Genomic DNA, 12,013 nt, shown 5'->3' with positions numbered 1-12,013 from the left:
TCACCACGCCGCTCCGTCTCGAACATCAGGGAGTATGAGATGATCCGTTCGAAAATGCTACTTGCGACCGTTGCCGCCATTGCGACGATGGCCGTGACGGCCGACGCTCAGGACCGCGTCGTGAACATCTACAACTGGTCCGATTACATCGATGAATCCATCCTCGAGGAGTTCACGGAAGAGACCGGCATCAAGGTCGTCTACGACGTTTTCGATTCCAACGAGGTCCTGGAAACCAAGCTTCTCGCCGGCTCGACCGGCTACGACATCGTCGTGCCGACCGGGACCTTCCTCGCCAACCAGATCAAGGCGGGCGTGTTCCAGAAGCTCGACAAGTCGAAGCTGCCGAATCTGGAAAACATGGACCCGGCGATCTCCGAGCGCCTGGAGAAATACGATCCGGGCAACGAGTATGCCATCAACTACATGTGGGGCACGACAGGTCTCGGCATCAATGTCGACATGGTCAAGGAGCGCCTCGGCGAGGACGCCGTCCTGAACACATGGGACCTGATGTTCGACAAGGAGACGGCCGACAAGCTGGCCGATTGCGGCATCTTCATGCTGGACGCGCCGACCGAAACGATCCCGGCGACGTTGAATTATCTCGGCATGGACCCGGACCTGAAGACGCAGGAAGGCTACGACGCGGCCAAGGAAAAGCTGAGCGAGATCCGGCCCGACATCCGCAAGTTCCACTCATCGGAATACATCAACGCTCTCGCCAATGGCGACATCTGCATGGCGATGGGCTGGTCGGGCGATATCCTTCAGGCGCGCGATCGTGCGGCCGAAGCCGATGCCGGCGTGACGGTCGAATACATCATCCCGAAAGAGGGCGCCCTGATGTGGTTCGACAACATGGCGATTCCGTCCGATGCGCAGCATGTCGAGGAAGCGCATGAGTTCCTGAACTACATCATGCGTCCGGAGGTCATGGCGAAGGCGTCGAACTATGTCTACTACGCCAACGGCAATGCGGCCTCGAAGGAATTCCTCGCCGAGGACGTCATTGGCGACCCGGCGATCTATCCGAGCGACGAGACGATCGACCGTCTCTACACGGTTTCTCCGGAAAACGCCCGCGAGAAGCGCATGCTCAACCGGACCTGGACCGCGGTGAAGTCGGGCCAGTAATCCTCATCGGCTCCGGCGCATGCGCCGGAGCCGTTTTCCTTCAACGGCGGATTGGGGACATCATGCCATCGCTTGGAAGCATTCGGCGCTCTTTCGCGCCCTGGGACGATCCCGCGGCGAAGCCGTATATTTCCTTCAAGAACGTCACCAAGCGGTTCGGCGATTTCGTCGCCGTCGACAATCTCTCGCTCGATGTCTACGAGCGCGAGTTCTTCTCGCTGCTCGGTCCGTCCGGCTGCGGCAAGACCACGCTGCTGCGGATGCTGGCGGGCTTCGAGGAGCCGACCGAGGGCGAACTCTATCTCGACGGCCAGCCGCTGAAGGGCGTGCCGCCGCACAAGCGGCCGGTCAACATGATGTTCCAGTCCTATGCGCTGTTCCCGCATATGAGCGTGGCCGACAACATCGCCTTCGGCCTGAAGCAGGACGGCATGGAAAAAGGCGCCCGCGACGAGCGCGTGGCGCAGATGCTCAAGCTCGTGAAGCTGGAGGAATTCGCCCGCCGCAAGCCACATCAATTGTCCGGCGGCCAGCGCCAGCGCGTCGCGCTTGCCCGCGCTGTCGCGAAGCGCCCGAAACTCCTGATCCTCGACGAGCCGCTCGGTGCACTCGACAAGAAACTGCGCGAGGAAACCCAGTTCGAACTGATGGACCTGCAGCAGGAACTGGGCCTGACCTTCATGATCGTGACCCACGACCAGGAAGAGGCGATGACCATGTCCGACCGCATCGCGGTGATGGACAAGGGCATCATCGCGCAGATCGGCACGCCGGCGGAAATCTACGAGGCCCCGGATACGCGTTACGTCGCCGACTTCATCGGGTCGGTGAACACCCTTGAGGGCAAGGTCGTTTCCTCGGATGAGTCGCATGTCACCATCGAAGGGCCCGACGGCCGGATCGTTGGGGGGCTGAGGGGGAGCAAGGCCCCCGCCGACGGCCAGACCGTATGGTTCGCGATCCGGCCGGAGAAGATGCAGGTCAGCCGGGAGAAGCCGGCGGAGGCCGCCAATGCGCTGGAAGGCGAGGTCTGGGATGTCGCCTATCTCGGCGACATGACGATCATCAACGTCAAGCTCGAATCCGGCAATGTGGTGCAGGCCGCGATGATCAACCGGTCGCGCCTCGTCGACGACCCGATCGGCTATGACGAGCGGATCTGGCTCTCCTTCAGCGCCGATTCCGGCATCATGCTGGAGCGCTGAGCACCATGATGCGCGCGCTCACCAACCGGCTGGTCATCCTGATCCCCTATGTCTGGCTGCTGTTCTTCTTCCTGCTGCCGTTCCTGATCGTGCTGCGCATATCGCTGTCCGATCTCGAATACGGCGCGCCGCCATATACACCGCAATTCAGCTTCTCCGACGGCTGGAGCGTGATCTGGGAGAAGCTGTCCGCTCTCGATTTCGAGAATTTCTCCTTTCTCGCCAGCGACTCGCTTTACATCAACTCCTACCTGTCGAGCCTGCAGATCGCTTTGGTCTCCACGTTCCTCACGCTTCTGCTCGGTTTTCCGCTGGCCTATGGCATGGCGCGCGCGCCGGATGGAGTGCGGCCGATCCTGCTGATGTTGGTGATCCTGCCGTTCTGGACCTCTTTCCTGATCCGCGTCTACGCCTGGATCGGTATCCTCAAGCAGGAGGGCCTGCTCAACCAGCTTCTGCTCTGGCTGGGCGTCATCGACGCGCCGCTTGAGATCCTCTCGACCAACAAGGCGGTCTATATCGGTATCGTCTATTCCTACCTGCCTTTCATGGTGCTGCCGATCTATTCGACGCTGGAGAAGCTGGATGAATCGCTTGTCGAGGCGGCGCGCGATCTCGGCTGCACGCGCATCGGCGCCTTCTGGAAGGTGACCGCCCGGCTTGCGGTTCCCGGTATCATGGCCGGCTGCCTCCTGGTGTTCATTCCGGCGGTCGGCGAGTTCGTGATCCCCGATCTGCTCGGCGGGTCCGGCACGCTGATGATCGGCAAGACCCTGTGGACCGAGTTCTTCAACAACAGCGACTGGACCGTGGCGTCGGCCATCGCGATCATCCTGCTGATTGTCCTGGTCGTGCCGATCGTCTGGTTCCAGAACGCGCAGGCGAAAGCAACGGAGGCGGGCGGATGACGGCACGCTGGTCATGGTTCAACATATCGTCGGTCGTCGTCGGCTTTGCCTTCCTCTACCTGCCGATCGTCCTGCTGATCGTCTATTCCTTCAATGAATCCCGGCTGGTCACGGTCTGGGCCGGCTTTTCCACCAAGTGGTATAGCGAGCTGTTCCAGAACCAGGGCATTCTCGATGCTGCCTGGGTGACCGTGCGCGTCGCCTTCATCTCGGCGAGTGTCGCGACGGTTCTCGGAACGCTGGCCGCCGTTGCGCTGGTCCGCTACACGCGTTTTCGCGGCCGCACCGTCTTCACCGGCATGGTCTATGCGCCGCTGGTCATGCCGGAGGTCATTACCGGCCTGTCGCTGCTGCTGCTCTTCGTGGCGATCAACTTCGCCCGCGGCTTCTGGACCGTCACGCTGGCGCACATCACCTTCTCGCTGTGTTTCGTCGCGGTGGTCGTGCAGTCGCGGCTGGTCAGTTTCGACAAGTCGCTGGAGGAGGCGGCGATGGATCTCGGTTGTCCGCCCTTCCAGGCCTTCATGAAGGTCACATTGCCGGTGATCTTCCCGGCTGTCATTTCCGGCTGGATGCTCGCCTTCACCCTGTCGCTGGACGATCTGGTGATCGCATCCTTCACCTCGGGCCCGGGCGCGACGACGCTTCCGATGAAGATCTACAGCCAGGTCCGGCTTGGCGTGACCCCGGAGATCAACGCGGTCTGTACGATCCTGATTGCCATCGTGACGACCGGCGTGCTGATCGCGGCGCTCCTGCAAAAGCGCCGGGCGTTTCTCGGCAACAACGAGTAGGGCGGCGCTAGCCGCGTGGCGGGCGCAGCATGTAGGCGATCGCCCAAAGCGGGATAATGATCATCGATCCGAGGACCATGTTCGGAAGCGCCCAGGCTATCGCCTTCTGCGCGAGTTCGGCGATGTGTTCGGGTGTCATGCCCACCTTGGCGAGCATCTCGGCAGCCGACATGTCGAAGGCCGACAGCAACGCGCCGCACAATAGCGACGCGAGCGCGATCTTGATCGACATCGACAGAATATGAAACACGAAGCTCCGAGCCCCTGAAAAACCCCGGGGCAACCTAAAGGCCAAACGCCTAAAAACTGTTTAAAAATCGTCGCGTCGCGTTAACCGCCCGTTAAGCACGCGATCAGGGCTCGTGCGGTATCAGAACCGGCGTCGCATAGGGGTTGTCCCACGATCCGCCGATGAAATGCTGCACGGGCGGTATCCGGGTTTCGGCCTCGCTGCGCGGCTCGGCGATGGTTGTGAGCGCCAGGCTCGCAGTGCCGTAGGGAATGACGCCGTTCAACTGCACCGTTCCGCTGGGGTAATCGATGGCACCCTTATCGACGATGATGACGCCTTCCTGGATCGCGGCGTTGATTTCGAGGCGGTCGAAAACCTCGCTCGTCACGGTGTTGTCCTGAAGGCGGAAAAAGGTCTGGCGCTCTCCCTCACCGCCGAAAGTGCGGAACGCGACGCCGTTCAACTGCCCGCCGGTCACGACGAGCGACATCTCGCCATTGGCGCGCCTGAACAGGTCGCTCCAGTGCGAAATGGGCGACTGGATAGTCACGTTGCCCGATGTCGTGCCGCGCGGGAACAGGCCGTTGAGTTGAAGCGCGTCGGCAGCCGCGCCGCCATTCACGTCGGTCAAGGTCGCGCCGAGCATGCCGACGAGTTGCCCATCGTCCGGCATGAGCTTGAGATGCGCCTGCAGCCGGCCGCCATAGGCCGTCGCGTCGGGCAGTTCGAAGACGGCGCCGCCATTTCGGATCTGGGTCACCGCCGCGATGTCGGTGAATTGCAGGGCGCCCGCCGCCGCGCTTTTCGCCGACAGCCGCAAGTCGACATCCATCTGTTCGAGGATTTCCTTGTAGACCGGTTCCGCCATCGATTCCGGCGTGCGCGGCAACCCGGAGAACGCGGACAGGAAAGCGAGAATGTCGATCTGCTCGAAATCCAGCGTGGCGGTGACGAAAGGCTTGCCGGTTTCCGTCTGCGCGAGTTCCAGAACGCCTGTGCCGGTGCTTTCCTGCATGGTGACGCTGAGGTTTTCGAACCGGATCTTCTTGGCGTCGCCGCGAATGGCGCCGGTCAGCGCCAGACTGCCGACCGCACCGCCCGTGGTGATGTCCGCGCCGACCCATTCGAGCAATTGCCGCAGCGAAGGCGTTTTCACCGACACCTCGCCTTCGGCGAAGGGAGCCTCGCCGATGCCGAGCCTGCCGTCGAAGGAGTAGGTCAGGATATCGCTTGTAATGGATTGCCGGACGCCGCTGATCCGGCGGGACAAGAACATCAGGGCGTTGTCGATTTCGGCTTTCTGCTGGAAAGCCGCGCCGCGCCAGATGCCCTGCAGCGTGGCGGTCAGCCGGTCGTCGAGGCGTGGCCACGAGACCACGCCATTGACGGCCGTGATGCGTTCCGGCTGTTCGCCGGCGGGCGTCACGAACTCCACGATGCCGTTGTCGATGGTCACTGTTCCGAGGTGTTGGCGCGCGGATGCCGTGGATTGCGGCGGCGGGGTTTCACCGGCGTCTTCCGCTTCGCTGATTTCTTCACGCACGCGCGTTATTTCCCGGCCGAGCCGGCCCCCGATCGCGCCGAGATCGATCCGGCCGTGATCGTCCACCAGCACGCGCATGACCGGTCGAATGAAATGAAACTGGGTGAATTCCGGCTTGCGCGCCAAAAGGCTCGTTACGGGGATGGACACCTCGACACTGTCGACGACGAGGAAATCGGACGGGGTTTCGCCTTGTTGTCGGGTGTCGCTCGGAATGCGCAAATCATTGAGGCGCGCGACCGGATTGGGAAAAAGGTCGATATCGACGCGGCCTTCGACACGGATTTCCTGGCCGGTGATGTCGGCGAGTTCCCGCTCGATGCCGGTCCGGACAAATTCGCTGGAGACGAAGACCGGCAGAAGCATCCAGAACGCGACAAAGCCGAGTGCAGAAAGGCCGACAAGCCAAACACCGATCCGCGTCGCTCTTGCCGTCATGCCTGATTCGCCATCCTGCCGGTGCGAAACCGCCCGGTTTTCCTTTTTGCGCCGGAGCCTATACGGAAGTGAGGTCAATTCAAGGCTTGCTGCCCGCAAACGGACATTTTACCAGAGAGCGCCCACTGAAAGATCGAAAGAGGCCCGAATGACCACGCCAGCCCCCCTTTGGACGCCAAGCGAAGACGCCGTGCGCGCGTCCGCGATGATGCGGCTGATGCAAGCGGCCGAGGCCCGCTACGGCGCGCCGTCGGGTGACTATCAGTCCTTTCACAAATGGAGCGTCGAAAACCGCGAGCCGTTCTGGTCGCTCGTCTGGGACGATTGCGGCGTCGTGGGCGACAAGGGAGACCGGGTGCTGGTCGATGGTGATCGGATGCCCGGCGCGCGGTTCTTTCCCGATGCGCGGCTGAACTTCGCCGAAAACCTGCTCGCCAAGGCGGGCGAGGGCGATGCCATGGTCTTTCGTGGCGAGGACAAGCACGAAAAGCGGGTTTCCTGGGCGGAGCTGCACGCGATGGTCTCGCGCCTGCAGCAGCATTTCCGGGCGCTCGGTATCGGCAAGGGCGACCGGATCGCCGCGATGATGCCGAACATGCCCGAAACGGTCGCCGCGATGCTGGCGGCGACATCGATCGGCGCGGTCTGGTCGTCCTGCTCGCCGGATTTCGGACCGAAGGGTGTGCTGGACCGGTTCTCGCAGATCGAGCCGGTGATTTTCATCGCCTGCGACGGCTATTGGTACAACGGCAAGAAGCAGGACATTTCAGGCAAGCTGGCGGAGATCCTGCCGGGCCTGCCGACCGTGAAGAACGCCATCATCGTCGATTATCTTGGCAATGCGGAAGCCCTGGCGGCCGACCTCGACAACGCCGAGCCGCTTGCCGCCGTCCTCGGCAGCTACGAGAAAAAGCCGCTGGAATTCGAGCGTCTGTCTTTCGAGCACCCGCTCTATATCCTGTTCTCCTCCGGCACGACCGGAATCCCGAAATGCATCGTCCATTCGGCCGGTGGAACGCTTCTGCAGCATCTCAAGGAACACCGCTACCATGCCGGCGTCGAGGCGGGCGACCGCGTGTTCTACTTCACCACCTGCGGCTGGATGATGTGGAACTGGCTCGTCTCCGCGCTCGCCAGCGGCGCGACGCTGCTTCTCTTCGACGGCTCGCCCTTCGCGCCGGACGGCAATGTGCTGTTCGATTACGCGCGCGACGAAGGCATGACCTATTTCGGCACCTCGGCGAAATATATCGACGCCGTCCGCAAGGAGGGGCTGCGGCCGATGGAGACGCATGACCTGTCGAAGGTGCGCGTCATTTCCTCCACCGGTTCGCCGCTGTCGCCCGAATGCTTCGCCTTCGTCTACGACGCGATCAAGAAAGACGTGCACCTCGCCTCGATTTCCGGCGGCACCGATATCGTCTCCTGCTTCGTTCTCGGCGTGCCGATCCTGCCGGTCTACACCGGAGAGATCCAGGGCCCCGGCCTCGGCATGGCAGTCGAGGTCTGGAACGATGAAGGCAAGCCGGTCGTCGGCGAAAAGGGCGAACTGGTCTGCACGAAGGCGTTCACCTCGATGCCCGTCGGTTTCTGGAACGATCCGGACGGCGCCAAATACCGCGCCGCCTATTTCGAGCGTTTCGACAATGTCTGGTGCCATGGCGATTTCGCCGAGTGGACGGAGCGCGGTGGCATGATCATCCATGGCCGCTCCGACGCGACGCTCAATCCCGGCGGCGTACGCATCGGGACGGCGGAAATCTACAATCAGGTCGAACAGATGCCGGAAGTGCTGGAGGCGCTCTGCATCGGCCAGGACTGGGACAATGATGTGCGCGTCGTCCTGTTCGTGCGCCTCGCCGAGGGCGTCGTGCTCGATGACGATCTTCAAAAGGCGATCCGCACAAGGGTTCGCACCGGCGCCTCGCCGCGCCACGTGCCGGCGCGCATCGTGGCGGTGACGGACATCCCGCGCACCAAGTCCGGCAAGATCGTGGAACTCGCCGTGCGCGAGGTGGTTCACGGCCGGCCGGTCAAGAACAAGGAGGCGCTGGCCAACCCGGAAGCGCTGGCCCTGTTCGCGGATTTGCCGGAACTTCAGGGCTGAGCGGTATCGTGAATGGGCCGGCCTCGCGCGTTAACCAAACGCAAATGTTTCGTTCCGGTATCGGACAGGCGGGGCGGCCGTTAACGGTCTGTTAAGGAGCGGTCGTTAATGGTCTCCTAACAGATTTGGAGACGTCCGCGTTCCAGATTGAGCCGCTCGAAATTCCAGCAGACAACTTTTATGGCGCCGCGAGGCGCCTTTCTTTTTGGCCGGTTCAGCTGGCGAGGACGCGCGAAGGCGGGAAGACGATTTCCACTGCCGTGCCGCGGCCCGGCTCCGACTGGATCGCGAATTCCGCGCGGTTCGCTTCGACGAGCGCCTTGGTCAGCGGCAGCCCGAGACCGGTGCCATCGCCGCGCGCCCGGCCGAGCGATGCGACCTGCTGGAACGGTTGTAGCGCCGTCTCGATTTCCTTGGTCGACATGCCGATCCCGGTGTCCTTGATGCGCAGGACCACTTCGCCCCGCGCATTGTAGGTCGTGGAGACGATGACCTGTCCGCCCGAATGGGTGAACCGGACCGAGTTCGACAGCACGTTCAGGACAATCTGCTTGAGGCTGCGCATGTCGGCGACGACATCCGGCAGATCCTCGTCCAGCGAGGAGCGGATGATGACCCTGTTGCGGTTGGCCTGCGGCTGGATCATCGCAATCGCCTCGTTGACCGCCTCGTTGAGCGGCACACTCTCGAATTCGAGCTCCTGCTTGCCGGCCTCGATCTTGGAGATGTCGAGCAGGTCGTTGACCAGGTCGAGCACATGCTTGCCGCTCTTGTTGATGTCGACGAGATAGCTCTTGTAGCGCTCGTTGCCGATCGGGCCGAAACGCTCCTCGGCCATCAGTTCCGAAAAGCCGATGATCGCGTTGAGCGGGGTCCGGATCTCGTGGCTGATCTTGGCGAGGAACTCGCTCTTGTGGCTCGATGCACTCTCGGCTTCGCGCTGTGCGTCGCGAAGCGCCTGCTCTGTCTGTTTCCAGGCGGTGATGTCGCGTACCACCGCGCAGAAGCCGTTCGAGGTCTCCAGCCGACCAATGGTCATGAACAGCGGCAGGAAGCCGCCATTCTTCTCGCGGCCGAGCACTTCCAGCCCCTCGTTGAGAACGCTGGCCACGCCGTTATTGGCGAGTCCGCTGATGTAATCGAGTGCCGCTGCCTGGCTCTCCTGGGCAAACAGCGTGCCGAAACTCTTGCCTTCGATTTCCTCGCCCGAATAGCCGAACAGGGCGGACGCCGAGCCGTTCAGCGAGCGGATGACGCCATCCTTGGCGAGCACCACCACGCCGTCCGTCGCGGTGTCGAGTATGGCGCGCAGTTCCTCGGCTTCCGACACGGTGCTGTCGGTCGCATCCGCAGCGTCGTCGTCCGTATCGGTCTGCGGTTCGAAGGCGAACATCAGCGCGGTGCGGCCATGCCATGGCACCGCCTGCATATGCGCCCGCGCCGACACGGTGGCGTCATTGGCGGTGCGCAGCGCCAGCACACCGTCTTCCGATGCCTCGCCCATGAACAACGCGTCGATTCCGCCGGCTTCGTTCAACGTGCCCGCATCGCGATAGCCGGTCATCTCCACGAAGGCCTCGTTGGCGAACAGCGCCACGTCGTCGCGGTGTATGAGAATCGGCAGGGGCAGGGCGTCGAGGAAGCCCGGCGTCAGTCCGTCGCGATCCTGCTCGTCATGCGGCCCGGTCGCGAAGGCGGAGGGCATGTAGTCGTGGAGCGTCTCCGTCTCGCTCTCGTCCTCGGAAACGGCTTCGGTATCCTCATCGATTTCGGAAACCGCGTCGGCTTCTTCAATCATGTTTTCGACCGGGCTTTCCGGTTCCGCGATCGGTTCGTCCACCGTATCCGTTTCGATGGCGCTTTCGGCCGGAACGTCCTCGCTGATGTGGTCGTCGCGGATTTCGGACGGCATTTCACGGCCGGCCGGAGCTTCCGCGTCGCCCTCCTGCTTGCGTGCCCATCCCAAAACGTCGCCGATCTGGCGGAACGCGGCCTGTTCGTTGGCGTTGAGCGCATCGATCGACGTCTGGCTGCGGCGCTTGCTTTGGAGATCGATGATCTTGTCGCTTTCGCGCCGGAGGGGAACGGGCGCGACCGAGGAAAGGGCGGGGACTTCGCCGCCGAACGGATCGGCCGGCGGAGTCGTCTCGCCCGCTTCGGATGTCGGCGCGGAATCGGGTCCCTGTTCGATTTCCGGGCTCACGGTGTCGTCGTTCACGGGCTCGGGCTGGTCTTCGGGGGCGGCGGGCATGCCCTGAGCGACGAGCGCCAGGCCGAGCTTCTCGGGATCCGGCTTGCGTTCGCCCATGCGCACGATACCGAAGCCGCGATAGCCCTCGAATTCGCGCTGGCGGTTGTAGGAAGGCAGGGCGGCGAGATCGACCGGTACGCGGTAGGCGGTCCCTTCGACGGGCCACAACACGCTCTTGCCGGACCAGGTGTCGTGGCGTTTCAGCGAGGCGCTGATTTCACCCGAGGGATCGAGTTCGAACACGCGCGCAACCTCCTCGAAAGTCCGGCCGGCGATGTCGGCCGCATGCGGCCCCACCGCCGAGGCGAATTCGGGCGAGATGTCGCTGAAGGTGCCGTCGCTGTCGGTCTTCCAGACGAAGCGGACAGGCCCATGGGCGTTTTCGAAGTCGGCAACGAATGCCGGAGCCGGCGCCGTTTCGATTTCCGGTTCCTCCGCAGCGGCCGCATGGGCGTCCGCCTCGTCCGCACCCGTGGCCTCTTCTTCGAAACGGGATGTTTCTTCCGTCTCCGTCTCGATCTCCACGACTTCCGGCTCGGCGACGGCTTCCGGAATGGCTTCCGCCTCGTCCGGTGCGACGGGTGCCTCGATCGTAACCGGAGCGGCCGGTTCCGGAGCCTCGTCGATGATGTTACTGGTTTCGGGAGCAGCGATTGCCGTTTTTTCAGGCTGGTCGACGGCATCGCCAGAGGTGACGGCCATGATCAGATGAAACGGTGGCGTGTCGGTCAGGCGGGCGATCGCCACGGCGACCGGGACGGCAGGCCGCGGCGTGACGAGACGCTTGACCAGCCGGTCCTTCTCATCGCGCACGTCGTGAACGAGCGCGCTGATCGCATCGGCGGGAAAGGAAATGCCGGAGAACAGCGGATCGGCGGCCACGAGCATGCCATTGGCATCCACGATGGCAGCGCCCGCGCCCTCCGTCGCCAGACCGGAAATCGCGGCAAGCGCTGTATCGTCCGCGTCGCTTTCCGTTTCGCCTGTCTCGATGACGGTGACGATGCAGGATGAGCCGTCATTGCCGCGGCTCTGGCGGACCTTCGCGGGAAGCAGCTTGCTCTTGATGCCCGATGTCACGCGAATATGCGTTGTAATCTCGCTATTTCCCGCGGCGCGGGATGCCGCGGTCCTGATCTGGCGCAACGCCGTGCCGAGCCCGGACGGCCCCTCCGCCTCGAATTCGCCGATGGAGGAAAAGCCGAACAGCGATGCCGCGCTTCCATTCGCCCACAGGAGGTCTTCCATGTCGCCGGAGAAGACGGCGATCGGTTTGCCGGACAGGAAGTTTTCTCTCACGCCGTCCCATGTGGCGATGTCGATAAAGGAATAGCGGGTGCTGGCGTCGGCCATGGTGTCACTCTCGGCAAATGCCCGGAAGGCTCCGGTTAATGAAAG

General features: G+C 63.0%; 8 protein-coding genes. 5 read left to right on the top strand and 3 right to left on the bottom strand.

Annotation, left to right across the window (positions count from 1 at the left end):
• The first annotated feature begins 39 nt into the window (after nucleotides 1–39).
• The 4 genes from LC343_RS06560 (at nucleotide 40) to LC343_RS06545 (ending at nucleotide 4,044) form a co-directional block, all read left to right on the top strand.
• Complete coding sequence (locus tag LC343_RS06560; protein WP_223476309.1) at nucleotides 40–1,137, top strand: polyamine ABC transporter substrate-binding protein; 1,098 nt, start codon at nucleotides 40–42, stop codon at nucleotides 1,135–1,137.
• Nucleotides 1,138–1,199: 62 nt separating this feature from the next.
• A complete protein-coding gene (locus LC343_RS06555; protein ID WP_223476308.1) occupies nucleotides 1,200–2,342 on the top strand; it encodes an ABC transporter ATP-binding protein in 1,143 nt (380 codons plus the stop codon).
• A 5-nt stretch (nucleotides 2,343–2,347) separates the two neighbouring features.
• Entirely contained in the window at nucleotides 2,348–3,250 is a 903-nt protein-coding gene (locus LC343_RS06550; RefSeq protein ID WP_425419535.1) for an ABC transporter permease subunit, read from the top strand.
• The gene (locus LC343_RS06545; RefSeq protein WP_223476307.1) at nucleotides 3,247–4,044 is read left to right on the top strand and encodes an ABC transporter permease; all 798 of its coding nucleotides are present in this window, start codon (nucleotides 3,247–3,249) and stop codon (nucleotides 4,042–4,044) included. Before LC343_RS06550 ends, LC343_RS06545 begins: the two co-directional genes overlap by 4 nt.
• A 7-nt stretch (nucleotides 4,045–4,051) precedes the next feature.
• Here LC343_RS06545 and LC343_RS06540 read toward each other — a convergent pair whose 3' ends face one another.
• The gene (locus tag LC343_RS06540) at nucleotides 4,052–4,294 is read right to left on the bottom strand and encodes a DUF6460 domain-containing protein (protein ID WP_223476306.1); all 243 of its coding nucleotides are present in this window, start codon (nucleotides 4,292–4,294) and stop codon (nucleotides 4,052–4,054) included.
• Between the two features lie 103 nt (nucleotides 4,295–4,397).
• The gene (locus LC343_RS06535; protein WP_223476305.1) at nucleotides 4,398–6,257 is read right to left on the bottom strand and encodes an AsmA family protein; all 1,860 of its coding nucleotides are present in this window, start codon (nucleotides 6,255–6,257) and stop codon (nucleotides 4,398–4,400) included.
• A gap of 148 nt (nucleotides 6,258–6,405) precedes the next feature.
• On the opposite strand from LC343_RS06535, the gene LC343_RS06530 reads away from it, so the two are divergent.
• Nucleotides 6,406–8,364, top strand: a complete 1,959-nt coding sequence (locus tag LC343_RS06530; protein ID WP_223476304.1) for an acetoacetate--CoA ligase — start codon at nucleotides 6,406–6,408, stop codon at nucleotides 8,362–8,364.
• Between the two features lie 214 nt (nucleotides 8,365–8,578).
• On the opposite strand, the gene LC343_RS06525 is transcribed toward LC343_RS06530, so the two are convergent.
• The gene (locus LC343_RS06525) at nucleotides 8,579–11,968 is read right to left on the bottom strand and encodes a sensor histidine kinase (RefSeq protein ID WP_223476303.1); all 3,390 of its coding nucleotides are present in this window, start codon (nucleotides 11,966–11,968) and stop codon (nucleotides 8,579–8,581) included.
• Nucleotides 11,969–12,013 lie beyond the last annotated feature (45 nt).

This window comes from Oricola indica (assembly GCF_019966595.1).
In the GTDB taxonomy this organism is placed as follows: Bacteria; Pseudomonadota; Alphaproteobacteria; order Rhizobiales; family Rhizobiaceae; genus Oricola; species Oricola indica.
Note: the sequence above shows the minus strand (reverse complement) of the source record. Positions and strands in the feature narration are given on the sequence as shown.

Excerpts from the sequence above, each read along its gene's own strand:
- LC343_RS06560 (WP_223476309.1), top strand. The coding sequence starts at position 40 with ATGATCCGTTCGAAAATGCTACTTGCGACCGTTGCCGCCATTGCGACG.
- LC343_RS06555 (WP_223476308.1), top strand. The coding sequence starts at position 1,200 with ATGCCATCGCTTGGAAGCATTCGGCGCTCTTTCGCGCCCTGGGACGAT.
- LC343_RS06550 (WP_425419535.1), top strand. The coding sequence starts at position 2,348 with ATGATGCGCGCGCTCACCAACCGGCTGGTCATCCTGATCCCCTATGTC.
- LC343_RS06545 (WP_223476307.1), top strand. The coding sequence starts at position 3,247 with ATGACGGCACGCTGGTCATGGTTCAACATATCGTCGGTCGTCGTCGGC.
- LC343_RS06535 (WP_223476305.1), bottom strand. The coding sequence starts at position 6,257 with ATGACGGCAAGAGCGACGCGGATCGGTGTTTGGCTTGTCGGCCTTTCT.
- LC343_RS06530 (WP_223476304.1), top strand. The coding sequence starts at position 6,406 with ATGACCACGCCAGCCCCCCTTTGGACGCCAAGCGAAGACGCCGTGCGC.
- LC343_RS06525 (WP_223476303.1), bottom strand. The coding sequence starts at position 11,968 with ATGGCCGACGCCAGCACCCGCTATTCCTTTATCGACATCGCCACATGG.